General features: G+C 69.8%; 30 protein-coding genes. 24 read left to right on the top strand and 6 right to left on the bottom strand.

Annotated elements, in window-relative coordinates:
* The first annotated feature begins 68 nt into the window (after positions 1–68).
* The 3 genes from N7640_RS17055 to N7640_RS17065 all read left to right on the top strand — a co-directional run bounded on the left by N7640_RS17055 (position 69) and on the right by N7640_RS17065 (position 1,989).
* Positions 69–824, top strand: coding sequence for a methyltransferase domain-containing protein (locus tag N7640_RS17055; protein ID WP_279902006.1), 756 nt, complete (start codon positions 69–71; stop codon positions 822–824).
* 69 nt (positions 825–893) lie between these two features.
* Positions 894–1,349: a ribonuclease HI gene (gene rnhA, locus N7640_RS17060; RefSeq protein ID WP_220815747.1), complete on the top strand. Its 456-nt coding sequence runs from the start codon at positions 894–896 to the stop codon at positions 1,347–1,349.
* A 199-nt stretch (positions 1,350–1,548) separates the two neighbouring features.
* Positions 1,549–1,989, top strand: coding sequence for a hypothetical protein (locus tag N7640_RS17065; RefSeq protein WP_220815748.1), 441 nt, complete (start codon positions 1,549–1,551; stop codon positions 1,987–1,989).
* A gap of 4 nt (positions 1,990–1,993) precedes the next feature.
* Here N7640_RS17065 and N7640_RS17070 read toward each other — a convergent pair whose 3' ends face one another.
* Positions 1,994–2,707: a Crp/Fnr family transcriptional regulator gene (locus N7640_RS17070; protein WP_279902005.1), complete on the bottom strand. Its 714-nt coding sequence runs from the start codon at positions 2,705–2,707 to the stop codon at positions 1,994–1,996.
* A gap of 34 nt (positions 2,708–2,741) precedes the next feature.
* On the opposite strand from N7640_RS17070, the gene N7640_RS17075 reads away from it, so the two are divergent.
* From N7640_RS17075 to N7640_RS17115, 9 genes are all read left to right on the top strand, one after another.
* On the top strand, positions 2,742–3,755 hold the full coding sequence (locus N7640_RS17075) for an ABC transporter substrate-binding protein (protein WP_279902004.1): 1,014 nt from the start codon (positions 2,742–2,744) through the stop codon (positions 3,753–3,755).
* 2 nt (positions 3,756–3,757) lie between these two features.
* On the top strand, positions 3,758–4,525 hold the full coding sequence (locus N7640_RS17080) for an ABC transporter permease subunit (protein WP_279902003.1): 768 nt from the start codon (positions 3,758–3,760) through the stop codon (positions 4,523–4,525).
* Positions 4,518–5,207, top strand: coding sequence for an ATP-binding cassette domain-containing protein (locus tag N7640_RS17085; protein ID WP_279902001.1), 690 nt, complete (start codon positions 4,518–4,520; stop codon positions 5,205–5,207). Before N7640_RS17080 ends, N7640_RS17085 begins: the two co-directional genes overlap by 8 nt.
* A complete protein-coding gene (locus tag N7640_RS17090) occupies positions 5,204–5,647 on the top strand; it encodes a hypothetical protein (protein ID WP_220815752.1) in 444 nt (147 codons plus the stop codon). The genes N7640_RS17085 and N7640_RS17090 overlap by 4 nt, the downstream gene beginning before the upstream one ends.
* Positions 5,648–5,677: 30 nt before the next feature.
* The gene (locus N7640_RS17095) at positions 5,678–7,771 is read left to right on the top strand and encodes a TonB-dependent receptor (protein ID WP_279901999.1); all 2,094 of its coding nucleotides are present in this window, start codon (positions 5,678–5,680) and stop codon (positions 7,769–7,771) included.
* Between the two features lie 150 nt (positions 7,772–7,921).
* On the top strand, positions 7,922–8,329 hold the full coding sequence (locus tag N7640_RS17100; protein WP_279901997.1) for a hypothetical protein: 408 nt from the start codon (positions 7,922–7,924) through the stop codon (positions 8,327–8,329).
* Between the two features lie 104 nt (positions 8,330–8,433).
* The gene (gene imm45, locus N7640_RS17105) at positions 8,434–8,778 is read left to right on the top strand and encodes an Imm45 family immunity protein (RefSeq protein WP_279901996.1); all 345 of its coding nucleotides are present in this window, start codon (positions 8,434–8,436) and stop codon (positions 8,776–8,778) included.
* A 179-nt stretch (positions 8,779–8,957) separates the two neighbouring features.
* Complete coding sequence (locus N7640_RS17110; protein WP_279901995.1) at positions 8,958–9,347, top strand: immunity 22 family protein; 390 nt, start codon at positions 8,958–8,960, stop codon at positions 9,345–9,347.
* Between the two features lie 146 nt (positions 9,348–9,493).
* The gene (locus tag N7640_RS17115) at positions 9,494–10,738 is read left to right on the top strand and encodes an acyl-CoA dehydrogenase family protein (protein WP_279901994.1); all 1,245 of its coding nucleotides are present in this window, start codon (positions 9,494–9,496) and stop codon (positions 10,736–10,738) included.
* Positions 10,739–10,741: 3 nt separating this feature from the next.
* On the opposite strand, the gene N7640_RS17120 is transcribed toward N7640_RS17115, so the two are convergent.
* The 3 genes from N7640_RS17120 to ytfE form a co-directional block, all read right to left on the bottom strand.
* Entirely contained in the window at positions 10,742–11,089 is a 348-nt protein-coding gene (locus tag N7640_RS17120; protein WP_279901993.1) for a hypothetical protein, read from the bottom strand.
* Between the two features lie 106 nt (positions 11,090–11,195).
* Positions 11,196–13,475 (bottom strand): nitric-oxide reductase large subunit, encoded by a 2,280-nt coding sequence (locus N7640_RS17125; protein ID WP_279901992.1) that lies wholly within the window; start codon positions 13,473–13,475, stop codon positions 11,196–11,198.
* Positions 13,468–14,151 (bottom strand): iron-sulfur cluster repair protein YtfE, encoded by a 684-nt coding sequence (gene ytfE / locus N7640_RS17130; RefSeq protein ID WP_279901991.1) that lies wholly within the window; start codon positions 14,149–14,151, stop codon positions 13,468–13,470. Before ytfE ends, N7640_RS17125 begins: the two co-directional genes overlap by 8 nt.
* 137 nt (positions 14,152–14,288) lie before the next feature.
* On the opposite strand from ytfE, the gene norR reads away from it, so the two are divergent.
* The 10 genes from norR (at position 14,289) to N7640_RS17180 (ending at position 22,127) form a co-directional block, all read left to right on the top strand.
* Positions 14,289–15,818, top strand: a complete 1,530-nt coding sequence (gene norR / locus N7640_RS17135; RefSeq protein WP_220815761.1) for a nitric oxide reductase transcriptional regulator NorR — start codon at positions 14,289–14,291, stop codon at positions 15,816–15,818.
* A gap of 14 nt (positions 15,819–15,832) precedes the next feature.
* The gene (moaC, locus tag N7640_RS17140; protein ID WP_279901990.1) at positions 15,833–16,300 is read left to right on the top strand and encodes a cyclic pyranopterin monophosphate synthase MoaC; all 468 of its coding nucleotides are present in this window, start codon (positions 15,833–15,835) and stop codon (positions 16,298–16,300) included.
* Between the two features lie 66 nt (positions 16,301–16,366).
* Entirely contained in the window at positions 16,367–17,020 is a 654-nt protein-coding gene (gene pdxH, locus N7640_RS17145; protein ID WP_279901989.1) for a pyridoxamine 5'-phosphate oxidase, read from the top strand.
* 17 nt (positions 17,021–17,037) lie between these two features.
* On the top strand, positions 17,038–17,286 hold the full coding sequence (locus N7640_RS17150; RefSeq protein WP_279901988.1) for a MoaD/ThiS family protein: 249 nt from the start codon (positions 17,038–17,040) through the stop codon (positions 17,284–17,286).
* 1 nt (position 17,287) lies between these two features.
* Positions 17,288–17,740, top strand: coding sequence for a molybdenum cofactor biosynthesis protein MoaE (locus N7640_RS17155; protein ID WP_279901987.1), 453 nt, complete (start codon positions 17,288–17,290; stop codon positions 17,738–17,740).
* A gap of 142 nt (positions 17,741–17,882) precedes the next feature.
* Complete coding sequence (gene moaB, locus N7640_RS17160; protein WP_279901986.1) at positions 17,883–18,437, top strand: molybdenum cofactor biosynthesis protein B; 555 nt, start codon at positions 17,883–17,885, stop codon at positions 18,435–18,437.
* A complete protein-coding gene (gene glp / locus N7640_RS17165; protein ID WP_279901985.1) occupies positions 18,434–19,666 on the top strand; it encodes a gephyrin-like molybdotransferase Glp in 1,233 nt (410 codons plus the stop codon). Before moaB ends, glp begins: the two co-directional genes overlap by 4 nt.
* A 100-nt stretch (positions 19,667–19,766) precedes the next feature.
* Positions 19,767–20,762 carry a U32 family peptidase gene (locus N7640_RS17170; RefSeq protein ID WP_279901984.1) on the top strand — a complete coding sequence of 332 codons (996 nt, stop codon included), beginning with the start codon at positions 19,767–19,769 and terminating at the stop codon, positions 20,760–20,762.
* 7 nt (positions 20,763–20,769) lie between these two features.
* On the top strand, positions 20,770–21,657 hold the full coding sequence (locus tag N7640_RS17175) for a U32 family peptidase (RefSeq protein WP_279901983.1): 888 nt from the start codon (positions 20,770–20,772) through the stop codon (positions 21,655–21,657).
* On the top strand, positions 21,654–22,127 hold the full coding sequence (locus N7640_RS17180; protein ID WP_279901982.1) for an SCP2 sterol-binding domain-containing protein: 474 nt from the start codon (positions 21,654–21,656) through the stop codon (positions 22,125–22,127). Before N7640_RS17175 ends, N7640_RS17180 begins: the two co-directional genes overlap by 4 nt.
* 126 nt (positions 22,128–22,253) lie before the next feature.
* On the opposite strand, the gene N7640_RS17185 is transcribed toward N7640_RS17180, so the two are convergent.
* A complete protein-coding gene (locus N7640_RS17185) occupies positions 22,254–22,640 on the bottom strand; it encodes a putative zinc-binding protein (protein ID WP_220815770.1) in 387 nt (128 codons plus the stop codon).
* Positions 22,641–22,667: 27 nt separating this feature from the next.
* A complete protein-coding gene (locus N7640_RS17190; protein WP_279906071.1) occupies positions 22,668–23,345 on the bottom strand; it encodes a Crp/Fnr family transcriptional regulator in 678 nt (225 codons plus the stop codon).
* Between the two features lie 409 nt (positions 23,346–23,754).
* Here N7640_RS17190 and N7640_RS17195 point away from each other — a divergent pair, with 409 nt between their 5' ends.
* Together N7640_RS17195 and N7640_RS17200 are read left to right on the top strand one after the other, a co-directional pair.
* Complete coding sequence (locus tag N7640_RS17195; RefSeq protein ID WP_279906072.1) at positions 23,755–24,264, top strand: nitrogen fixation protein NifQ; 510 nt, start codon at positions 23,755–23,757, stop codon at positions 24,262–24,264.
* Between the two features lie 16 nt (positions 24,265–24,280).
* Positions 24,281–25,090, top strand: a complete 810-nt coding sequence (locus N7640_RS17200; RefSeq protein ID WP_279906073.1) for a TOBE domain-containing protein — start codon at positions 24,281–24,283, stop codon at positions 25,088–25,090.
* Positions 25,091–25,125: the final 35 nt, after the last annotated feature.

Here is a 25,125-nt window from a genome sequence, read left to right on the forward strand (position 1 = left end):
CGTTCTCCATCGTTCATCTCTGGCTTGCGAGATCGTTACCTACGTCCTGCTCGTTCATGGAGGCTGCGATGAGCGAACCCTTCGCCCAGGCCGATGCCGACTGGCTGCAACTGACCCGCGCTGCCCGCGAGTGGCTGGCCTCGCCCCACGGCGAGCTGCTGCTGATGGAGGAGCGGCAGGCGCTGGACGAGGAGCTGGCGCGCTATTTCGGCGGCTATCTGGTGCACTATGGCCCGGCCGAGGCCGAGCCGCCCAGCGCGCCGCAGATCCGCTGCAACGTCCGCCTGGGCGCGCCGCTGGCCGGCGTGCACATCGCCTGTGAGGAGCAGGCCTGGCCATTGGGCGAGCACGCCGCCGACGTGGTGGTGCTGCAGCACGGGCTGGACTTCTGCCTCTCGCCCCACGGCCTGCTGCGCGAGGCGGCGCGCAGCGTGCGCCCCGGCGGCCACCTGCTGATCACCGGGGTCAATCCCTGGAGTACCTGGGGGCTGCGCCACTACTTCGCCCGCGACGGCTTCCGCCAGGCCCGCTGCATCTCGCCCAGCCGCCTGGCGGACTGGCTCAGCCTGCTGGGCTTCGCGCTGGAGAAACGCCGCTTCGGGTGCTATCGTCCGCCGCTTTCCGCGCCGGCCTGGCAGGCGCGGCTGGCCGGACTGGAGCGCTGGGGCGCGCGCATGCACGCGCCTGGCGCAGGGTTCTACCTGCTGGTGGCACGCAAGCTGGTGGTCGGCCTGCGGCCGCTGCGCCCGCCGCAGCGCGCCAGCATGGGCAAGCTGGTGCCGATGCCCGTGGCCAAGGTGAGCCGGTGCGATTCCGAGGAATAGGGCCGGTTGGCGCTTGTCACGGCCCTTCCAGTTGCGCGTTGAAACGCCAACAGACCTGCAGAGCATTCGATGAGCGAAGAAATAGTCGAGATCTACACCGATGGCGCCTGCAAGGGCAATCCCGGTCCCGGTGGCTGGGGCGCGCTGCTGATCTACAAGGGTGCGGAGAAGGAGCTGTGGGGCGGCGAGCCCAACACCACCAACAACCGCATGGAGCTGATGGCGGCGATCTGCGCGCTGATCGCCCTGACCCGGCCCTGCCGGGTGCGCCTGGTCACCGACTCGCAGTACGTGATGAAGGGCATTCAGGAGTGGATGCCTAACTGGAAGAAGCGCGGATGGAAGACCTCCACCAAGGAGCCGGTGAAGAACGCCGACCTGTGGCAGGCGCTGGACGAGCAGGTCAACCGCCACCAGGTCGAGTGGCGCTGGGTGCGTGGCCACACCGGCCACCCCGGCAACGAGAAGGCCGACCAGCTGGCCAACCGCGGCGTGGACGAAGTGCGGGCGATGAAGTCCGCATAGCCTCCCGTGGGAGCGGCCTTGGCCGCGAAATTCTCGGATGAAACCGGATCGCCGCCGCGCACACGCAGGATTGCGCCGCCTGCACGTTATCGAGACATGACCTTTCCCTTCCGTTGACCTCCGTCATGGCGCCGATCCCGCCCGGCCGCATCATGGCTGCGACATAGGCATCGCACGCCGGGGGCGCCGAGGAGAGAACATGCTGTACCTGCTGCTGAAATTCACTCACCTGGCGGCGGCCGCCTGCTTCATCGGCGGCGTGTTCTTCGAGGTGATGATCCTCAGCCGCGCCGCCCGCACCCTGGAGCCCGCGCCGCGCGAGCAGCTGTCCAAGGCCCTGGGCCAGCGCGCCCGCCAGGTCATGCACTGGGTGGTGCTGGCGCTGTACGGTGCCGGCCTGGGGTTGGCCTGGCACTACCGGAGCGCGCTGGCGCAGCCCTTCGCCAGCAGCTTCGGCACCCTGCTGACCCTGAAGATCTGCCTGGCCCTGAGCATCCTTGGTCACTTCCTCGGCGTGGTCTTCCTGATGCGCACCGGGCGCATGACCCCGGCCCGCTCGCGATTGATCCACCTCAGCGTGCTGGTGCAGATGCTCGGCATCCTGTTCCTGGCCAAGGCGATGTTCGTGCTGAGCTGGTAGCCGCTCAGAAGGTGCGGGTGGCGGCGCTCGCCAACTGCTGCAGGTAGGGCAGGTCGCACAGCACCCACTGGCGCAGGCGGCCGCGCACCCGGCCGGCCTGCTGCCAGTCGGACAGCAGCCGGCTGAGCGATTCCGGGCGGATGCCCAGGTGGGTGGCGAGCTGGCGCTGGCTGATCGGCAGGCTGAGGTTGTCGCCCTGGCGCCGGTGCAGGCCGAGCAGGTAGGCGGCCAGGCGCTGGGACGCCGAGCTGGCGGTCAGCCAGTCCACTTCGTTGACCTGGCGATACAGGCGCAGGCTGAGGCTTTCCAGCATGCGCATGGCCAGCGGCGGGTGGCTCTCGCAGGCTTTGCGCAGCGCCGCTCGGCTCAGGCGGTAGAAGGCGCTGTCGCACTGGGCGCGGGCGTTCATCGGGTAGCGGCCGTGGGGCATGAACATGGCGGCCTCGGCGATCAGCTGGCCGTCGCGGAACAGGTGGAAGACCCGCTCCTCGCCCTCGCTGGTGAAACGCATCATCTCCACGCAGCCCTGGCGCACCAGCAGGAAGTGCTCGGCTGCCTCGCCCTCGCGGAACAACAGCTCGCCGGCTTCGGCCCGCAGGCAGGTGGCCGAGGCGGTGAGGGCCGCCATCAGCTCGGCGGGCAGATCGGCGAACAGGGGAACTGACGACAGCAGCTGGCGGCATTCGCCGCAATCTGCCCGGGACTTAACATTTGTCATTGGTAGCTGGCGTGCCGGCGGTGATGATGCGCGAATGAAGATAAGACTTATTCGCGAATCATTCAATCGACGTGCCGCCCGGCTGCTCGTCTCCCTGTGGCTGGCCGGCTGTGCCGCCTCGCTCGCGCCCGTCGTGGCCGCGAAGGAAGAGGTCCTGCGCCTGGCCGGTCCTGCCGCAGTGGTCAGCTTCCCGCTGCTGCACATGGTCGAGAGCGGGGCGCTGGAGGCGCATGCGCAGCGGGTCGAGTTCCGCCTGTGGCAGAACCCGGACCAGCTGCGTGTGCTGCTGGCCAACGACGAGATCGACTACAGCGCGGCACCGGTCAACCTGCCGGCGCTGATGGCCGGGCGCGGCCAGCCGGTGCGCCTGCTCAACGTGTCGGTGTGGGGCATCATCTGGCTGGTCAGCCGCGACCCGGCGGTGCAGGGCTTCGCCGACCTGACGGGCAAGGAACTGGCGCTGCCGTTCCAGCGCGACCTGCCGGCGATCCTGGTCGACGAACTGCTGCTCAGCCACGGCCTGCAGGCGGGGCGCGACCTGACCCTGCGCCCGGTGCGCGACGGCCAGGACGCCCAGGCGCTGTTGCTGGCCGGCCGCGCCGACCACGCGCTGCTGGTGGAGCCCGCCGTGTCGCTGCTGCTGTGGCGCAACCAGCAGCAGAAGGGCGCGCCGCTGTTCCGCGTGCAGAGCCTGGAAAGCGCCTGGAAGCAATCCTTCCCCGCGCAGCCCGAACTGCCCCAGGCCGGGCTGATGGCCAGCGCGCGGGTGGCCGACCGGCGCGAGCTGGCCCGCGCCGTGGTCGACGCCTATGGCGAGTCCGCGCGCTGGTGCAGCGCCCAGGCCCGCGAGTGCGCGGAGCTGGTCCACCGCCACCTGCCGCACCTGCCGGTCGCGGCCATCGAGCAGTCCATCCGCGTCACCCGCCTGGAAAGCCGCACCGCCAGCGAGGCCCGCGGGCCACTGGAGGCGCTCTACCGGCTGATCGCCGAGCGCCATCCCCAGGCCATCGGCGGTGCGATGCCGGCCGCCGGCTTCTACGGGCCGTGACGATGAACGATATCCGACCCACCTCCCGGCGCTGGGCGCTGCTCGGCGGCGCGCTGATCCTGCTCGGCTGGCAGTTGCTGGCGATGCGCCTCGGTCCGTTGCTGATGGCGACGCCGCTGCAGACGCTGGACGCCATGTGGCGGCTGCCGTTCGAGGCCGATTTCCGCCTGCACGCTGGCGCCAGCCTGCTGCGTATCGGCCTGGGCGTCGGCCTGGGCTGCCTGCTCGGTTTCTGCCTGGGCCTGCTGGCCGGGCTGGATGCGCGCCTGCGCGGCCTGCTGGAGCCGCTGCGCTGGCTGCTGATGGCCACGCCGCCGGTGGTGGTGGTCGTGCTGGCCATGCTCTGGTTCGGCCTGGGCTCGGCGATGGTGGTGTTCATCAGCGTGCTGATGCTGGCGCCCGGCATGTACGTGAACACGGTCAAGGGCATGCTGATGGTGGACCGCGGCCTGCTGGAGATGGCCCGGGTCTACCGCTTCGGGCCGTGGCAGAAACTGCGTCATCTCTATGTGCCCGCCCTGGCGGCGCCGCTTGGCGCGGCCCTGCTGATCGCCACCTGCGGTGGCGTGCGCCTGGTGGTGATGGCCGAGGTGCTGGGCGCCGAGAGCGGCGCCGGCTTCGCCCTGGCCAACGCGCGCAGCACCTTCGATAGCGCCGGTCTGTACGCCTGGACCCTGCTGATCCTGCTGCTGGTGGCAGTCCTGGAGTTCGTCTTGTTGCAGCCGCTGCAACGGCGCATGGGGCGCTGGCAGGAACCCGCCCATGCTTGACTGGCACGCCATCGACCTGCGCCTTGGCGGCCGCCCGGTGCTGAACGGCGTCGACTTCCGCGTGCGGGCCGGCGAGCGGGTTGGCATTCTCGGCCCGAGCGGCGCCGGCAAGAGCAGCCTGCTGCGGCTGGCCGCCGGCACCCTCAAGGCCCGGCGCGGCACCCTGGGCAACAGCTTCCGCCACGCCGTGCTGGCCTTCCAGGAACCGCGCCTGCTGCCCTGGTGCCGGGTCGCCGAGAACCTGGAGATCCCCCTGCGTGCGGCCGGCCGCGACCCGGCGACGGCGCGGCGCCTGGCCGCCGAGTGGCTGGCGCGCGTCGGCCTGGGCGAGCAGGCCCGGGCCTGGCCCAACCAGCTCTCGGGCGGCATGGCGCAGCGCGTGGCGCTGGCCCGGGCGCTGGCGGTGGAGCCGGACCTGCTGCTGCTCGACGAACCCTTCAGCGCGCTGGACCCCGCCCTGCGCAAGACCCTGTGCGAACTCTGCCGCGACTGGCTCGATACCTCCGGCGCGGCCCTGCTGTGCGTCAGCCACCATCCCGCCGAGCTGGTGGGCCTGGTCGACCGCTTCGTGCTGCTCAGCGGCGGCGCGCTGCGCGAGTTCGACCCCGCCGGACGCACGCCGGACAAGGTGGCCAGCGCGCTCCACCAGACCCTGATGACCCTGGAGGCACCGCAGCCATGAGCTATCCCATCCTGCTGACCCTGCACCTGTTCGCCGCGCTGATCTTCATCGGCACAGTGTTCTTCGAGGTGCTGATCCTTGAAGGCGTGCGCAAGCACGTGCCGCCCGCGGTGATGCGCGAGGTGGAGCAGGGCATCGGCAAGCGTGCGCGGCGTCTGATGCCCTGGGTGCTGCTGGTGCTGTTCAGCGCCGGCCTGGGCATGGTCTGGGTGCGCTACCTGCCGCTGCTGGCCGACCCGCTGGCGACCTCCTTCGGCACCCTGCTGACGCTGAAGATCACCCTCGCCCTGAGCGTGCTCGGGCACTTCTTCACCGCCATGTACCTGCTGTTCAGCGGGCGCATGAATTCCACCTATTTCCGCCGCATCCACCTGAGCGTGTTCACCCACATGGTCGGCATCGTGCTGCTGGCCAAGGGCATGTTCTACCTGAGCTGGTGAGCCGATTTCCTGTTCTGACGGAGTTGTGTCATGAGTCGATCCTTCACCCCGAAACTCCTGCCCCTGGCGATCCTGAGCGCGCTGCCCCTGGCCGTCGCGGCCGCCGACAACGTGGAGCTGGAGCCGCTGCGGATCAGCGGCCAGCGCCAGGCGCCGGCCAGCCAGTCCGTGGAGGCCGCGCGCGAGCGACTGGCCCGCGTGCCGGGCGGCACCAACCTGGCCGAGCCGCAGGGCGAGACGCGCCTGGCGACCCTGCGCGATGCGCTGGACTACCAGCCGGGCCTGGTCATCCAGGACTTCTTCGGCGGCACCGACCAGCCGCGCCTGAACATCCGCGGCTCGGGCATCCAGAGCAACCCGGTCAACCGCGGCGTGCTGTTGCTGCAGGACGGCCTGCCGCTCAACGAGGCCGACGGCTCCTTCGTCATCGGCCTGCTGGAGCCACGCAACGCTGCCTGGATCGGCGCCCGGCGCGGCGCCAACGCCGGCAGCCCCGGCGCCACCACCCTGGGCGGCGAACTGGAGTTCGGCTCGCTGACCGGCGCCGACGAGGCCGGCCGCCTGCGCGTCGAAGGCGGCAGCTTCGGCCGCTACGCCCTGCAGGCCGCCGCCGGCCTGGCGGCGGGCGGGCACGATGCGCGGGTCAGCGTCAGCCAGGACGAGTACGACGGCTACCGCCACCACTCCGCCTCGCACCGCACCCTGGTGCAGAGCAACTTCGGCCTGGACCTGGGCAACGGCGTGGAGAACCGCAGCTACCTGTCCTGGAGCGACCTCACCTTCGAGATCCCCAACGTCATCACCAAGGCGCGCCTGGAGGACGAGCCGCGCAGCGTGCTGGGCGACGGCAGCACCCCGCAGGACCGCATGCTCAACATCTACCGGCGCGACCCGCACCGCGACACCCAGCAACTGCGCATCGCCAACCGCACCCTGTGGAAGGGCGAGGGTTGGCAGCAGAGCTTCGGCGTCTATGGGCAGAACACGGTGGACGACTTCACCGACCCGCTCAGCCATACCCAGACCGACAGCGACACGCTCGGCGCCCAGTGGAGCCTCGAAGGCGAGCAGCGCCTGTTCGGCTATCGCCTCGGCGCCGGCTGGTCCTACAGCGACACGGCTCGCGAGCTGTACGCCAACAGCGGCGAGGACGGTCGGCGCCTGCAGCGCTTCGGCGACTTCGACCTGGAGGCGCGCAACCTGGACCTGCTGGTCGGCCTGGACTGGCGCCTGGCCGACGACTGGACCCTGGTGACCGAGGTGAAGTGGAGCGACGTCAGCCGCGACGCCCGCTCGCGCGATGGTGGCGCCAGCCTGGACCAGGGCTGGAACTACGCCACGCCGAAGATCGGCCTGAACTGGACGCCCGCCGACAACCAGCGCTGGTACGCCAACGTCAGCCGCAGCCACGAGGCGCCGACCTTCTGGGAGATCGTCACCGGCCAGGTCCCGCCGATCGCCCCGGCGCTGGCCACGGCGCAGCTGGTCGAACTCGACGTGCAGCGCGCCACCACCTACGAGATCGGCGGCCAGGGCCGGGTCGGCGCGAACGAGTGGAGCCTGTCCCTGTACCACAGCGACGTGGAGGACGAGCTGATCTCCACCAGCGACAGCCTGGGCGTCAAGGTCGGCACCTACAACTACGCTTCGCGCACCCGCCATCGCGGCGTGGAGGCCGGGCTCAAGGGCCTGCTGCCGACCGCCGCCAGCCTCGGCGGCGACCTGGCCTACCGCCTGGCCTGGACCTTCAGCGACTTCCGCTTCCGCGGCGGCGAGTTCGCCGGCAACCGGATCGCCGGCGTGCCGCGCCAGCTGCTGGCGGCCGAGCTGCTCTACCGGCGCGGCCCTTGGAGCGTCGGCCCCAACCTGCGCTGGCTGCCCCAGGACACCCCGACCGACCACGCCAACACGCGCGGCAACTACCAGGACAGCTACGCGCTGTGGGGCCTGAAGGCGAGCTACAAGGCGAGCGAGGGGCTGTCGCTGTACCTGCAGGGCGACAACCTGACCGACGAGGTCTACGCCAGCAGCTACGTGATCCGCAACCGCGCCGACGCCAGCCAGCCCACCTTCCTCAGCGGCAACGGCCGCAGCCTGAGCGTGGGGATTGACTACCGCTTCTAGCAGCGCCGACCCGAAGGCACGCCGGCTTCGGGCTAACCTCCCGGCCACGCCGGCGTCGCCGGCCGAGGGATTTGCAGCGCCGCGCGCCTTCTCTGGAAAGGTATTGCCCGCTGCCGCAGTCCCTGGAGCGGTCATCATGGGGAGGGAGTCATGCTTGCCAGGGTTCTGATCACACTCGGGGTCGCGATATTCGCCATCGTCGTTCCGGCGCTGGAAATCAACGCTTCCCATGTCTTCAATCCCGAATGGCCGCCCCATGCGCGGCTGCACGAGGTCTGGCAACTGACCACCAACTGCGCCATCGGCGCGCTGTGCCTGTGGCTGGCCTGGGTCAAGGGCAACGTCCGGCTCGCCGGTGCCCTGACGATCATCGTCATGGGCGGCGCCCTGTTCGCCCACGCCATCGAGGACTCGTACGGTGGCTCCCTTGCCTCCGGCAATATCGGCAGGACCTTGCTCGGCCTCGAACCCGCCGCCATCGCCGCCGGTCTTGCCGTCATCCTGGCTGTGCTGGCGATATGGCTCGGCGGGACGCGCAAGCCGTCTGCCGAAGTCTAGGCGCAGGGCATGGGAATGGACGCGCGCTTGTTTCATGCGCAAGGCATTGCAACCGAGAGCCGGGGTGACCGAGACACCATTGGCCCGATACCAGGCACCAAGCCATGAAGATCGACTGGACCCCGCTGCAGGATCACGAGGATGAGAACCTCTGGAGAGGCAGCGTCTTCCGATTCCCGGCACGGCATCCTTTCGAGGATGTCGTCGATTTCATACTGGTCTCGGATGCTGGTTCGGACAGTGGGTTCTCGTTGATCTGCACCACGGGATACAAGGCCGGCCACCGGGAGTGCCAACTGCCTCGCGAGGCGTTGGCGGCGGGGCAGGTTCAGGCGATCAGCACGCGCTGGCTGCTGGCCAACTGGCAGCTGTGGGTCTATCCGGAGACCGATGCTTCGAAGGTTCTGGTGTGTTCGGGCTATCCGCCGGGAGTTGGTGGTCTTGGATGAAAGCGGCTCTTGATTTGCTCGTTTCGCCTGCCTGGCAAGAGCGTGATTTCCACCACTGTCGTGCTCCTGTGGGAGCGGCCTTGGCCGCGAAGCCTTGATGTCGGCCCCGTTCGCGGACAAGTCCGCTCCCACAGAACGCTAAGCTCAGCAGCAACAGTTAACTCAGGCAGGCCATTCGCATGATCGACGACGGCACCCGGGGAAAGATTTCCGTCTGGGTCGGCACCACCAGCAAGAGCTTCGATGAGTTCAACGCGTACTTCGAGGGACTCGAGGACCCGGAGTCGAACTGCGGCATCCACCGCGACTTCGGCTGCACCTTCATCGACACCGACATGTTCGGCACCTACGGCACGGCCGATAACGTGGTGGTGCCGATCGAGGAGCTGTGCAAGGAGGTCGGCTGCCGGAGCCTGGAGACGGAGCGGGCCATCGTCGCGAAGTGCCGTTCGATGGGCATCGTCAGCGGCAACTCCCTGAGCTACTACGGCAACGCGACCTTCATCGAGACCGAGCCGGGCAGGACCTACAACGACATGCGCTTCATCGGCACGTTCGACGACCCGTGAGGCGCAGGCGCCGCCATGACCGGCGTCAAGCCGAGCACCCTTCGCGAAGGGCGTGATGCCGGGGCATCCACGCCGCCCAGTATCCTTCGCCGCATCTGTCGCCATCCTTAGGCTGGGGTTCCCGATCCCGACCCGAGGAAGATGCGATGGACTTTGCCTTCAGCCCGCGAGTGGAAGCGCTGCGCCAGCAGTTGCAGGACTTCATGGACACCCACCTGGTGCCACGCCACGGCCAGTGGCTGGCCGAGACCCGCGAGGGGCGCCTGCCAGTGTCCTTCATGGGCGACCTCAAGGCCCTGGCGCGCAGCGAGGGGCTGTGGAACCTGTTCCTGCCGGCCCTGGCGGCCGACGAGCCGGGCACCCGTCTGAACAACCTGGAATACGCGCCGCTGGCGGAAATCATGGGGCGGCTGCCCTGGGCCTCCGAGGTGTTCAACTGCAGCGCCCCGGACACCGGCAACATGGAGCTGCTGCATCTGTTCGCCAGCCCGGAACAACGCCGGCGCTGGCTGCGGCCGCTGCTGAAGGGAGAGATACGCTCGGCCTTCGCCATGAGCGAGCCGGACGTCGCCTCGTCGGACGCCGGCAACGTGCAGACGCTGATCCACCGCGACGGCGACCACTACGTGCTGAACGGGCGCAAGTGGTTCATCACCAATGCCGCGCATCCGCAGTGCCGCCTGCTGGTGGTGATGGGCAAGACGGCGCCCGACGCCGAACCCCATCACCAGCAAAGCATGCTGCTGGTGCCGTTCGACACGCCGGGCGTGCAGGTGCTGCGCAATATCCCGGTGCTCAACCACCTGTCGCCCGAAGGTCACGCCGAGATCCTCCTGCGCGACGTGCGGGTGCCGCTGGATCACCTGCTCGGGCGCGAGGGGGAGGGCTTCATGATGGCCCAGGCCCGCCTGGGGCCGGGCCGCGTGCACCACTGCATGCGCGCCATCGGCATGGCCGAGCTGGCCCTGCAGCTGTTGCTGGAGCGTTGCCAGGAGCGGCGGGTGTTCGGTCGCCACCTGGGGCAGTACGCCAACATCGGCGACTGGATCGGCGAATCGCGCCTGGACATCGAGCAGGCGCGCCTGCTGGTGCTGAAGACCGCCTGGATGCTGGACGCGGTGGGTGCCAGGGCGGCCAGGCGGGAGATCGCCATGATCAAGGCGCAGGTGCCGCGCATGCTGTGCCGGGTGGTGGACCGCGCCATGCAGGTGTTCGGCGCCATGGGCCTGAGCCCGGACACGCCGCTGGCCGACTTCTACACCCAGGGCCGCGCGCTGCGTTTCGCCGATGGCCCGGACGAGGTGCACCTGCGCAGCCTGGCGCGCTGGGAACTGGAGGCCAGCGCGGAGCGGCGCGGCCATACCGCGGCCTACCTCACGCCGCCGCTGTGACGCTCAGAAGGGCAGGCCTTGGCCCGGCGGCTGCAGGTGGGCGAGCAGGAGAAACGCCGAGACCAGCACCGCGTTGATCGACCAGGCCACGGTCAGGAAGCGGGCCATCTCGCCGTAGATGGCTTCGCGCACGTTGCCGGCGTTGCGCCAGACGGCGTTCAGCAGCCACGCCGTGTAGCCGATGAAACCGAGCAGCAGCAGGGCGAGCGAGGTGCTGTCGATGGCTTGGTAGAGCAGCAGGATGGTGCCGAACAGCAGATGGCTGACCAGTACGCCGTGGAGCCAGAACACCTTCCACAGGGCCGTGGTGCCGGGTGTGTCGAGCCGGGTGATGAGCTTGTGTGCCTGCATGGGAGCGACTCCTGTGCGAAACCTCTGTCCGAGTGTAGTCAGTGGCCTTGATGACTCGGCCCGCGAACGCGGGCCGAGCCTAGCCAAAACACATGTCATTCGATAATCAGCCGACCGTCGTGACACCTCCTTCCGCGCCCCGCGGCACGGTGCTGGCAGTGGGGGAGAAGAAGCCGCTGATCACCTGCCAGGCCATGGCCAGGGCGCCGACGATGAACACCACGTCGCCGAAGGTGCGCACCCAGCGCAGGGTCTGTAGCAGGTCCTGCTGCATGAAGGCCTCGCTGCGGGCGTACCACAGGCCCTGGCTGACACTGGCGTGGAACTGGATGATGCCGATGGGCAGCAGGCTGGTGGCGATCATCAGCACCAGGCCGCCGTTCAGCCACCAGAAGGCCACCTTCATCAGGCGCTCGCTGAACACCAGTTGCGGGCGGATGTAGCGCAGCACCAGCAGGGTGAAGCCCAGGGCGAGGAAGCCGTACACCCCGAACAGCGCGGCGTGGGCGTGTACCGGCGTGGTGTTGAGTCCCTGGATGTAGTACAGCGAGATCGGCGGGTTGATCATGAAGCCGAACACACCGGCGCCGAGCATGTTCCAGAAGGCCACGGCGACGAAGCACATCAGCGGCCACTTGACCCGTTCCATCCAGGGCGCGCGGCCCTTGAGGCGCCAGTTCTCCCAGGCCTCGTAGCCGAGCACCACCAGCGGCACCACTTCCAGGGCGCTGAAGGTGGCGCCCACCGCCATCACCGGCGTGGTGGTGCCGGCGAAGTACAGGTGGTGGAAGGTGCCGGGCACGCCGCCGAGCATGAACAGCGAGGCCGACGCCAGGCTGGCGGTGGTGGCGGCGCGGCGCGACACCAGGCCCATGCTGGAGAAGACGAAGGCCAGCGCGGTGGTGGCGAAGACCTCGAAGAAGCCTTCCACCCACAGGTGCACCACCCACCAGCGCCAGTACTCCATCACCGACAGGTGGGTGCGCTCGCCGTAGGCCAGGCCGGCGCCGTAGAACAGGCCGATGGCGATCACCGAGGCGGAGAGCAGGGCCAGCAGGTTCTTGTCGCCCGGTTTGGCGAACGCGGGCAGGATGCCGCGCAGCATCAGCACCAGCCAGAACACGATGCCGAGGAACTTGCCGATCTGCCACAGGCGGCCGAGGTCGACGTATTCGTAGCCCTGGTGGCCGAGCCAGAAGTTCCACTCGGCCGGTATGATCTGGGCGATGGCCAGGTAGTTGCCGACGAAGGAGCCGAGCACCACGACCACCAGCGCCCAGAACAGCACGTCGACGCCGAGCTTCTGGTATTTCGGGTCCTTGCCGCCGTTGATCAGCGGCGCCAGGAACAGGCCGGCGGCGAGGAAGCCGGTGGCGATCCAGAACAGCGCGCTCTGGATGTGCCAGGTGCGCAGCAGCGAGTAGGGGAACCACTGCGACAGCGGGAGGCCGTAGAAGTCCTGGCCCTCCACCGTGTAGTGGGCGGTGGCGCCGCCGAGCATGACCTGGAAGCCGAACAGCCCGACCACCAGCAGCAGGTACTTGCCCAGCGCCTTCTGCGACGGGGTGAGGCCGGCCAGGGTCAGCGGGTCCTGCGGCGGTACGACCGGCTCTTCCTCCTCATGGTCGCGCAGGAAGGCCCAGGCCCAGACCAGGAAGCCCACCCCGGCGATCAGCAGGATCACGCTGGCGATCGACCACATCAGATTCTCGGCGGTCGGCACGTTGCCGATCAGCGGCTCGTGGGGCCAGTTGTTGGTGTAGGTCGCCGTGGATTCCGGGCGCTCGGTGGCGGCCGCCCAGGCGGTCCAGAAGAAGAAACGGCTCATCTGCTCGCGCCGGGCGGCGTCGGGCAGGGTGTTCTCCTTCATGGCGAAGCTCTTGCGGCTCGCTTGCAGCGCCGGGTCGTCGCTGAACAGCGCGTTGTAGTAGTCGGCGGTCTGGCGGATGGCGGCCGCGCGGCGCTCGCTCAGGACCAGCACGCCGCCTGCCACATCGTTGTCGCGATACTCGCGCCTCAGGCGCTGGCGCAGCAGGGCCTGGAGATCGTCGTCGAGTTCGGCGAAGGGCTTGGCGTAGGCGTCCTGCGCGGCCAGGTCGAGCCAGGCGGTCAGTTCGCGGTGCAGCCAGTCGGCCGTCCAGTCCGGCGCCTGGTAGGCGCCGTGGCCCCAGATGGAGCCGAGCTGCATGCCGCCGACGCTCTGCCAGGCGGTCTGGCCGTCGAGGATGTCGTCGGCGCCGAACAGCGCCGCGCCGTCCGCGCTCACCACCTGCTCGGGAATCGGCGGCGCCTGGCGGTAGACCTCGCGGCCGAACCAGCCGAGCAGGCAGAAGGTGGCGCCGAGCACGGCGATCAGCGTCCACCAGAGCTTGCGGTACTCACCCATGGCTCACCTCCATACCCAGCGCACGCGGGAACAGCAGGTTGTTCTCCAGGTGGATGTGCTGCATCAGGTCCACGCGCAGTTCGTTGAGGCCGCGATACAGCGCCTGCCAGGTGTTGCAGGCGCCGGCCGGTGCGCGGATGTCGTCGGTGAGTTCGGCGAGCCGCTCCAGGGCCTCGCCGTGCTGGTCGTGCTCGAAGCGCATCACCGAGATCGGCCCGCCGGCCATGGCGCCGGCGCCACGCAGGATCATCGGGAACAGCACCTGCTCCTCCTTCTGCATGTGGCTTTCCAGTTCCTGCTGCATCTCCATCAGCAGCTCGGTGAGGCCGTTCGGGCATTCCTCGCGGCGGCCGTGCACCTGCTCCACCCGCGCGGCCAGGCGGATCAGCTCCGGCAGCTGCTGGCGGTGGATGGCGTGGTAGCGGGTCAGCACATGGTCGATCAGCTGCGCCGGCGCGGCCTCGCGCCAGGTTTCCTCGCCCGCGTCCTGCGGGTCGAGGGCGAGCAGGCGGGCCGCCACTTCGCCGGCGTCGATGCCGCGCTCCCGGGCCGCCTGGCGCAGGCTCTTGGCGCCGCCGCAGCAGAAGTCCAGGTGGAATTCGTGGAATACCCGGGTGGCGCCGGGCAGGTTGCAGGCCAGGTTGCCGAGCGTGTCGTCGAGCAGTTGGGCGGCCATGGAGGGTCTCCTTATCGGGCTAGGTCCGATACCTCCATCGCAAACGGCGTGCCGTCGTCCGGGTTGACGCAAATCAAGGGTTTGCGCGGCGAGCGGGTTTAATTTACCTGTCACGGATCAGGTAACGGATACCCGAAATGGTAGATTTGACCCCGCTGCAGAATGCCCTGCTGGCCGACCTCAACGGCGAGCTGCCGACGGCGATCCGCCTGCAGCGGCTGGTGGTCAGCCTGCGCGAAGAGTTCGCCTGCAGCGCGGTGGTGCTGCTGCGCCTGGATGGCGAGAGCCTGCGACCCCAGGCGGCAGTCGGCCTGGCCCACGAGGCGCTGGGGCGCAGCTTCCTGCTGGCGCGCCATCCGCGTCTGGCGCAGATCCTGGCCCAGCGCGAGCCGCTGCAGTTCGCCGCCGACAGCGAACTCGCCGACCCCTACGACGGCCTGCTGCAGGACAGCCCCGACGAGCCGTTGCCGGTACACGACTGCATGGGCATGAGCCTGTACCTGGACGGCCGCCTGTGGGGCGCGATCACCCTCGACGCGCTGACCCCCGGCAGCTTCGACCGCGCCACGGCCCACCGCCTGCAGCGCTGGGCGCTGATGATCGAGACCGCGCTGCGCATCAGCCGCCTGGAAGGCGAGGTGCGCAGCCTGCGCCTGGCCCGGCGCGAGACCGTGGAGGGCGGCCACGAGACCGAGGGCGCGATCCTCGGCGAGAGCCCGCTGCTGCGCCAGTTGCTCGACGAGCTGGCGGTGGTGGCCGACTCCGACCTGCCGGTGCTGCTGCAGGGCGAGACCGGCGTCGGCAAGGAACTGTTCGCCCGCTGGCTGCACGCCCACTCGCCGCGGGCGCGCAAGCCGCTGGTCTACGTCAACTGCGCGGCGCTGCCGGAGACCCTGGCCGAGAGCGAGCTGTTCGGCCATATCAAAGGCGCATTCTCCGGCGCCGGCCAGGACCGCGCCGGGCGCTTCGAGGCGGCCAACGGCGGCACCCTGTTCCTCGACGAGATCGGCGAACTGCCGCTGTCGATCCAGGCCAAGCTGCTGCGCGCCCTGCAGGGCGGCGAGATCCAGCGCCTCGGCGCCGACCAGCCGCGCCACGTCGACGTGCGGGTGATCACCGCGACCAACCGGCGCCTGTGGGAGGAGGTGAGGGAAGGGCGCTTCCGCGCCGACCTCTACCATCGCCTGTCCGTCTACCCGGTGCACATCCCGCCGCTGCGCGAGCGTGGCCGCGACGTGCTGGTGCTGGCCGGGCACTTCCTCGAACTCAACCGGGCGCGCCTGGGGCTGCGCTGCCTGCGCCTGTCGCCGGATGCCGAGCGCGCGCTGCTGGCCTACGCCTGGCCGGGCAACATCCGCGAGCTGGAACACGTGATCAGCCGCGCCGCGCTGAAGGTGCTCAGCCAGGCCGAGTCGCGCACCGCGCTGCTGAGCATCGAGGCTCCCTGGCTGGGGCTGGACTCGCTGCCGGCCGAGCCCCAGGCGGCCGCCGCGCCGCTGCCGCTGGCGCCGCAGGAGTCGCTGCAGCAGGCGGTCGACCGCTACCAGCGCGACCTGATCAAGAGCGTGCTGGAGCAGAACGCCGGCAAGTGGGCCGCCGCGGCGCGGGCGCTGCAGATCGACCCGAGCAACCTGCGCAAGCTGGCGCGCCGGCTCAACCTTATCTGATGACGGAGATGACGATGCTGACCCACCTCGATGCCCAGGGCCACGCCAACATGGTGGATGTCACCGACAAGGCGGAGACCACCCGCGAGGCGCTGGCCGAGGCCCGCGTGCGGATGCTGCCTGCCACCCTGGCGATGATCGCCGACGGCAGCCACCCCAAGGGCGACGTGTTCGCCGTGGCGCGCGTCGCCGGCATCCAGGCGGCGAAGCGGACCCATGAGCTGATCCCGCTGTGCCACCCGCTGCTGCTGACCGGCATCAAGGTCGAGCTGGAGGCCGAGGGCAGCGACTGCGTGCGCATCCAGGCGCGCTGCAAGCTGGCCGGGCAGACCGGGGTGGAGATGGAGGCGCTGACCGCCGCCAGCATCGCCGCGCTGACCCTCTACGACATGTGCAAGGCGGTGGACCGCGGCATGGTGATCGAGACCGTGCGTCTGCTGGAGAAGAGTGGCGGCGCTTCGGGGCACTTCCGGGCGTCTTGAGTTTGGTCAAGGTGGACCATCGGCGCGCCGCACAGACTGCCGGCATCTTCCCGCGGAGAGCCGTCCATGCACACGAGCGATGACCTGAGAGGCATGCGCCGGCAATACGGCCACGATGCGCCCCTCGAACGGAACGCCCCGGAGTCGCCGCTGCAACTGCTGCAGGGCTGGCTGCATGAGGCGATGGTGCGCGAGCGGCCGCCGGTCGAGGCCAACGCGATGTTCCTGGCCACGGTCGATGCCCGCGGCCAGCCCCATTGCCGGGTGGTGCTGCTCAAGGGCTGCGACGAACGCGGCCTGGTGTTCTTCAGCCACCACGGCAGCGCCAAGGGGCGGGAACTGGCGGGCAACCCGCGGGCAGCGGCGACCTTCCACTGGCCGTCCTGCGAGCGCCAGTTGCGCATCGAGGGCGATGTGCGGCGAGTCACGGCCGACGAGGCCGACGACTACTTCAACAGCCGCCCGCTGGCCAGCCGGCTGGCCTGCTGGGCCAGCGAACAGAGCCAGGTGATCAGCGGCCGCGGCGAGCTGGAGGCGCGCATGGCCCTGGCCAAGTACCGCTTTCTCGACACCGAGCCGCCCCGTCCACCCGACTGGGGCGGCTACCGGCTGGTCCCCCACGAAATGGAGTTCTGGCAGGGGCGCCCCGATCGCCTGCACGACCGCCTGCGCTACCGGCGCGTGGCCGAGGGGTGGTGCCGGGAATGCCTGGCGCCTTGATTCGGAGAGGATGGAGCATGCTCGACATCTATTACTTCGCCGGCTACCGGGAGCGCCTGGGCCTGGACCGCGAGCGCGTCGCCTGGCAGCCGGAGCTGGCCAGCGTCGGGCAGTTGCGCCAGTGGCTGGTCGCGCGCGGCGGCGCCTGGGTCGAGCTGGCCGCGAGCAACCTGATGTGCGCGCGCAACCAGGAGCTGTGCGGCCTGGAGCAGGCGCTGTGCGACGGCGACGAGGTCGCCTTCTTCCCGCCGGTGACGGGCGGCTGAGGTGGCCGTCAGCGTGCAGGCGCCGGCCTTCGATCCGGCCGGGCTGCTCGAAGCGTTGCAGCGGGACAGCGGCGGGGCCGGGGCGGTGGTGGTCTTCGTCGGCCTGGTCCGCGACTTCAACCACGAGGGCGCGGTCGGCGAGCTGTACCTGGAGCACTACCCGGGCATGACCGAGAAGGCGCTGCTGGCGATCGAGCGCGAGGCCCACGCGCGCTGGTCGCTGCTGGCGGTGGAAATCGTGCATCGCTTCGGCCCGCTGGCACCGGCCGAGCCCATCGTCTTCGTGGGCGTCGGCAGCGCCCACCGGCAGGCCGCGTTCGAGGGCTGCGCCTACATCATGGACCAGCTGAAGACGCGGGCGCCGTTCTGGAAGAAAGAGTCGCACGGGCAGGGCGGCCAGTGGGTGGAGGCGCGTCCCGCCGACCAGGCTGCGGCGCGCCGCTGGAGCCGCTGAGCGCAGGCTCATCCGGGCTTAGGCCGTGATTGACGGCGATCAGGCCGGGTCCATGCCGACCCTGGTGATACCTCCATCGGGGAATGGGCGGGGGCGGCCGACAGGCGCAGTCTGCCGCCAGATCATCTGGGAGGTTGCGGTCATGGCTCACTTGTCGAACGTCGAATTCCAGGCGCTGCGCATCGCGGTGCTGACCATCAGCGATACGCGCACGCTGGCCACGGACACCTCCGGGCAGACCCTGGCCGAGGCGCTGGAAGCGGCGGGGCACGCCCTCTACGAGCGGGCGCTGGTGCAGGACGACATCTGGCTGATTCGCGCCCGGCTGTGCGCCTGGATCGCCGACCCGCTGGTGCAGGTGGTGCTGCTCACCGGCGGCACCGGCTTCACCGCCCGGGACAACACGCCGCAGGCCGTGGCACCGCTGCTGGACAAGACGGTGGACGGCTTCGGCGAGCTGTTCCGCCAGCTGTCCCTGGCTGAGATCGGCACCTCCACCGTGCAGTCGCGCGCCCTGGCCGGGATCAGCAACGGCACCCTGGTGTGCTGCCTGCCCGGCTCGCCGGGGGCGTGCCGCACCGCCTGGGACGGCATTCTCGTCGAGCAGCTGGACAGCCGCACCCGTCCCTGCAATTTCGTGCCCCACCTGAAGCGCCTGGACGACCAGCCGGCGGCCATGTGCGGGAGCCGGTCATGAACGGCTGCGGCTGCGACCAGGGCGGCCTGCGCCCGGTCGACGAGGCCATCGCCGAGCTGCTGGCGCGGGCGCCGAATCCGCCGCCGCCGGCCTGGGTGCCGCTGGAGCAGGCGCAGGGCCTGACCCTGGCCGAGCCGATCCATGCGCTGCGGCCGATGCCGGCCTGGGACAACAGCGCCATGGACGGCTACGCCCTGTGCGCCCGCGACCTGCCCGAGCTGGGCGGGCGCCTGCCCCTGGCAGGGCGCATCGCGGCGGGGGACACGGGGCAGGCGAGCCTGCCACCCGGCCATGCGGTGCGCATCTTCACCGGCGCGCCGCTGCCGGACGGCGCCGATGCCGTGGTGCCCCAGGAGCAGGCCCGGGCCGAGGGCGATGGCGTCTGGCTGGAACCCTGCCGGCCGGGCGCCCACGTGCGCCGGCGCGGCGAGGAGTTCGACCGCGGCGCGCTGATCTTCGCCGCCGGCCAGCGGCTGCGGGCGCCCGAGCTGGGCCTGCTGGCCAGCCTGGGCGTGCCCGAGGTGGTGGTGCACCGGCGCCTGCGGGTTGGCCTGCTGAGCAGTGGCGACGAATTGCGCGAGCCGGGCGAGGTCCTGCTGCCCGGGCAGATCTACAACGCCAATCGCTACGGCCTGGCGGGCGCGCTGCGCGGCCTGGGCCTGGAGGTCGAGGAATGCGGGGTGCTGATCGACGACCTGGCGGCAAGCCGCGATGCGCTGAGCCAGGCCGCTGCGGAATGTGACGTGCTGATGACCTCCGGTGGCGTGTCGGTCGGCGAGGAGGATCATCTCAAGCAGGCGGTGCGCGAGCTGGGCGAACTGAGCCTGTGGCGCCTGGCCATCCAGCCCGGCAAGCCGTTCGCGTTCGGACGGGTGCGTGGCACGCCGTGGATCGGCCTGCCCGGCAATCCGGTGGCGGCGCTGCTCACCGCGCTGGTGGTGGCGCGCCCGTTCCTGCTCAAGGCCCAGGGGCGCCGCGACGTGCTGCCGCGCGCCATCCCCATCGCCGCCGGCTTCGACTGGCCCACGGCCAATGGCCGGCGCCAGTACCTGCGGGCGCGGCTGGAGGAGGGCCTGAACGGGCTGGAGGTGGTGCCCCATGCCAAGCAAGGCTCCGCCATGCTGACCGGCCTGTGCTGGGCCGAGGGGCTGGCGATCGTCGAGGCGGGACGCACCCTGGCGCAGGGCGAACCCGTGGATTTCCTGGCGCTCGACACGCTGTTGGGTTGAGCAGACGCCGCTCTGCGGCGGCGGCTTGATTGCAATCAAGGCACGGACAGGGCTGCTGCCCGAGAGTGGGCGCCGCAACCGAATACACCGAGGTCGATCCATGCACCTGGTATGTCCGGCGGGCAGTCTGCCCGCCCTCAAGGCTGCGCTGCAGCAAGGCGCGGATGCCATCTACGTGGGCTTCCGCGACGACACCAACGCCCGCCACTTCGCGGGCCTCAACCTGGACGAGCGGCAGCTGGACACCGGCCTGCAGCTGATCCGCCGGGCGGGGCGCCAGTTGTACGTGGCGGTCAACACCTACGCCCAGCCCGATGGCTGGGCGCGCTGGCAGCGCGCCGTGGACCGCGCGGCGGACCTGGGCGTCGACGCCCTGATCGCCGCGGACCCGGGCGTGCTGGCCTACGCCAGCCGGCGCCATCCCGACCTGAACCTGCACCTGTCGGTACAGGGCTCGGCCACCAACGCGGCCGCGCTGGCCTTCTACCAGCAGCGCTACAACGTGCGCCGGGCCGTGCTGCCGCGGGTGCTGTCGCTGGCCCAGGTGCGCCAGCTGGCGGAGAAATGCACGCTGCCGCTGGAGGTGTTCGCCTTCGGCAGCCTGTGCATCATGGCCGAGGGCCGCTGCCACCTGTCGTCCTACGTCACCGGCGAGTCGCCCAACCTCTGCGGCGTGTGCTCGCCGGCCAAGGCCGTGCGCTGGCAGGAGGACGCCCGGGGCCTGAGTTCGCGCCTGGGCGGGGTGCTGATCGACCGCTATTCCCCAGAGGAGGCCGCCGGCTACCCGACCCTGTGCAAGGGCCGCTTCCTGGTGGACGACCAGCGCTTCCACGCGCTGGAGGAGCCCACCAGCCTGAATACCCTGGACCTGATCCCCGAACTGGCCGCCATGGGCATCGCCGCGGTGAAGATCGAGGGCCGCCAGCGCAGCCCCGCCTACGTGGAGCAGGTGACGCGGGTGTGGCGCGAGGCGCTGGACGCCCACGCCCGCGAGCCCCGGCGGTTCGCCGTGCAGGAGCACTGGCGCAAGGCGCTGGACGGGCTTTCCGAAGGCAGCCAGACCACCCTGGGCGCCTACCACCGATCCTGGCAGTGAGGTCGTCATGAAATTGAGTCTTGGGCCCGTGCTGTTCTACTGGGGCCGCGACAGGCTGCTGGATTTCTACGCCGAGATGGCCGAGCAGCCGCTGGACATCATCTACCTGGGGGAGACGGTTTGCTCCAAGCGCCGGGCCATGTCCCTCGACCACTGGCTGGGCCTGGCCCGCGAGTTGCGCGAATGCACTCGCGCCGAGCTGGTGCTGTCCGGCCTGACCCTGGTCGAGGCCGCGTCCGAGCTGTCCGGCCTGAAGCGCCTGTGCGACAACGGCGAGCTGCTGGTCGAGGCCAACGACATGGGCGCCGTGCAGCTGCTGCACGAGCGCCGCACGCCGTTCGTGGCCGGGCCGGCGCTCAACCTGTACAACGCCCATGCCCTGGACGAGCTGATCGCATGCGGCCTGCGCCGCTGGGTGCCGCCGGTGGAGTGTTCGCGCCGGCTGCTGCAGGACTGCCTGCAGCAGCTCGACCTGCTGGGCCGCCCGCGACCCGAGGTGGAGCTGTTCGCCTATGGCCACCTGCCCCTGGCCTACTCGGCGCGTTGCTTCACCGCGCGGGCCGAGAACCGGCCGAAGGACGACTGCCGCTTCTGCTGCCTGAACTACCCCGAAGGCATCCCGCTGTACAGCCAGGAGCGCCAGCCCTTGTTCACCCTGAACGGCATCCAGACCATGTCCGCCGAGGTGTGCAACCTGCTGCCCGACTATCCGGCGATGGCCGCCAGCGGCATCGACGTGCTGCGCCTGAGCCCGCGCCATGAGGGCATGGTGGAGGTCGTCCAGGCGTTCGCCGAGGTCAGGGCCGGCTCGATGCCGCCCCTGGCGGTGGACGGCTGCAACGGCTACTGGCATGGCCAGCCGGGCATGCTGCGCGTCGAGGAGACAGGGCTATGAGCCTGGCGCACCTGGCCTTGCGCATCGCCGAACCGCTGCTGCCGCTGGGGCGGCACGTGCCGTTCGCCGTGCAGCGCGAACTGGTGGAGCGGGTCGCTGCCAGCCTGTTCGCCGAGCCGCTGGCGGAGGGCGCCTTCGACCTGCTGGAGGGGCGCTGGCTGCGCCTGGAGGTGTCCGACCTCGGTCTGGCCTGGTGCCTGACCTGCGACGACGCGCGGCTGCGAGTCGAGGAGCGGGCGGCGGCGGATGTCTGCATCCGCGGCAACTGGCGCGATTTCCTGCTGCTGGCCAGCCGCCAGGAGGACCCGGACACCCTGTTCTTTCGCCGACGCCTGGTGATCGAGGGCGACACGGACCTGGGGCTGGGGATGAAGAACCTGCTGGACGGGCTGGACCCGGAACAGCTGCCGCCCAGGCTGTGGCAACTGCTCCGGCAGATGGGCGAGACGGTGAGGCAGGCTGCTGGTTGAGAGCCTGCTTCCCAGAGCAGAGGCTGCCCTGACGCTTGCTGCTCTTGTGGGAGCGGCCTTGGCCGCGAATGGAACAGCAAAGAAGCATCGCGGCCAAGGCCGCTCCCACAACAGGTTCCGAGGTGCTCAGTCGCTCTCCCGGCCACGCATGGCATCACCATCCAGCAGCTTCACCACCTCCAGATAGGCCTCGTCGACCGTCTCGCCGTCGAAATCCTCGCCATAGCGCTTCTTCAGCCCTTGCTTGCTGAGGATCAGGTGGACGCTGGGCTGCACGCCGTGCTGGCCGAGGCAGCCGCGCACGCACTGCAGCACGCAGCCATCGATGGCCAGGATCGGCCGGCCGCTGTTGGCCTTGCTGACCAGCGAGGCCACGCGCCCGCCGACGCCGGCGATGCAGGACATCTCGGCCAGCCCCGCACGGTCCAGGCGCACGGCCAGGGTGTTGGCGAGCTGGGCGACGTTGGAGCAGCCGGAGCAGGAGTACACGAGGGGCAGTTTCGGGTCTGACATGTTGCTCTCCTGCTCGGGGGCGCTGCGCTACTCCTGGTAGCTGGCCAGGCTGGGACGGTCGAGAACCCGGATCACGCGGCGCTCCATGGCGATCAGGCCCGCGTCGATCATGCGGTGCAGGATGCGCGAGAAGGTCTCCGGCTGGATGCCGAGCTGCGAGGCGATCAGGCGTTTCGGCACGCTCAGGCGGATCTGCCCACCGTCCGTCTCCTGTTCCTGGCAGAGGTAGCGGACGACCCGGCGGCTCGCGTTGCCCAGGGCCAGGGTGTCGATCTCGGCGAGGCGCTGGTTCAGGCGGATGCTGAGGCTGGTCAGCAGCTCCAGGCAGGCCATGGGCTGTTCCTCCAGCACCCGGCGGTAGTGGGCGCCGTCGATGCTGATCAGGCTGCTCTGCTTGAACGCGCTGGCGGTGTCCGGGTAGTGGCGGGTGCCGCTGAACAGCAGTGCCTCGGTGAAGCTCTGGCCGGGGGCGATCACCTCCACCAGCTTCTCCTGGCCCTCGGGCAGCACCCGGGTCAGCGTCACCTGGCCCTGCAGCAGCAGGTAGAAGCGGTCCGCCACGTCGCCCTGGTGGAAGAGCACCGAACCCGCCTCCAGCCGCCGATGGATCGCCAGGCAGCAGACCTCCTGGAATACGGGCTCCGGCAGCCGATCGAACAAGTGATGCCGGCGCAGAAACGCCTGTGTCGAGAAATCGGTGAGCATGGGCCACCTCCTTGCCTTGCATGGTAGGGAGGTGCCGGTGCGCTTCACATTCCTCCATGGCGCTACCTCCAAAGAGGCAGATGCCGGCGGATCGGGTGTGCGGCCGGGGAGGTGCCGCCGACAATAGGCGACTGTCGTTCCGTGGCCTTGATGCCCATCAAGTTCTCTCGAACCGAGGAGCGATTTTTCCCGTTCTTGATTCTGGTCAGTTCTGTCCGGGGCGCCATTGCGTAGCGTTATATCCAAGTTGCTATTACGGGTTGAGAGGCAAGCGGATGAAAGCGAGAGGCATCGGGCGCCCGAGGCGCGGCGGGCTGCTGCTCTCCGGCAACCCTGGCATGGCGTCGGGGCAGGGCGAGGGCCGCATCGCGCCGCGTCATGTCGAAGTCGCCGTGGGCAGGGTCGCCGCATGAACGCGCAGGCGCGCAACCCGGCGATGGAAGGCCCGGCCGTCCGTGCGGTGAGCGCGGTGCTGAATGGAGCCCAGGGCGGCGACCTGCCGCTGTTCGCCTGGACCCTGGGCCTGGCGCAGACCGAGCAGCGGGCGATGCTGCGCCGCCGCTTTCCCGTGCTGGCACAGGCGCCGATGGTGCCGGAGGGCTGCTATGTGCGCATCGGCATCGCGCCGTTGCAGTTCGCGCCGATGGCGGCGCTGCTGCGCGAGCATGGCCACCGGGAGCTGGCCGAGGACCTGTCCGATTATCTGGCGAGGGCGCTGGCCGCCGCCTGCTTCGGCCACCGGGAGCTGTGGCAGGACCTCGGGTTGAGGCACCGGGAGGAGCTGGACTGGTTCATGGTGCTGTACTTCCCGCTGCTGTATCGGCGCAACGCCGCCGGCGGATGCTGGAAGCGCTTCCTTTTCGCCGAATCGGAGCATAGCGCGGCGGCTTTGCCGGTATGCTTGCGGCCTGTCGTTTGAGGCCCGGGAGGCAGGGATGGACAAGGACAACTCGATCCAGCTGCACGGTTCGCTGTGGATGACGGTCGCCGGCGAGAACTTCGGCGGCCGGGGTCGCGTGGCGCTGCTGGCCAGGGTCGCCGAGTGCGGCTCCATCACCCGGGCGGCCAAGTCCCTGGGCATGAGCTACAAGGCCGCTTGGGACGCCATCGATACCATGAACAACCTGGCCGGCGAGCCGCTGGTGGCGCGCCTGGTCGGCGGCAAGGGCGGCGGCGGCACGCGCCTGACCCCGCGCGGCGTGCGCCTGGTGGAGAACTTCCGCCTGATCGAGCGCGAGCACCAGCGTTTCGTGGAGCAACTGGGACGGCAGGCCGAAGGCATTGCCGACGACTATCTACTGGTCAGGCGGATGAGCATGAAAAGCAGCGCGCGCAATCAGTTCTTCGGAAGCGTAACCCAGGTCCGGCGCGGCGCCGTCAACGATGAGGTGGAGCTGGCGGTGGCCGACGGCGTGAAGATCGTCGCCGTAATCACCCACGACAGCTCCGAGGCGCTGGGGCTGGCGCCGGGCTGCGAGGCCTTCGCGCTGATCAAGTCGTCCTCGATCATCCTGGTTGCCGACGACGAGGGCGCGCGCTTCTCGGCCCGTAATCGCCTGCGCGGTGTGGTGGCGCGGGTGCAGCCGGGTGCGGTCAGCACCGAGGTGGTGATCGAGCTGCCGGCGGGGCCTACCGTGGCGGCGATCATCACCCACGAGAGCGGTGAGGCGCTCGGCCTGCAGCCGGGCCAGGAGATCACGGCGATCTTCAAGGCTTCCAGCGTGATCCTCGGCGTGCCCGCCTGAGCCTCCGGCCGGGCTTGATTCCGGACAAGTCCGCG

Origin of the sequence: Pseudomonas sp. GD04015 (genome assembly GCF_029837675.1) — a bacterium.
Taxonomy (GTDB): Bacteria; Pseudomonadota; Gammaproteobacteria; order Pseudomonadales; family Pseudomonadaceae; genus Aquipseudomonas; species Aquipseudomonas paralcaligenes.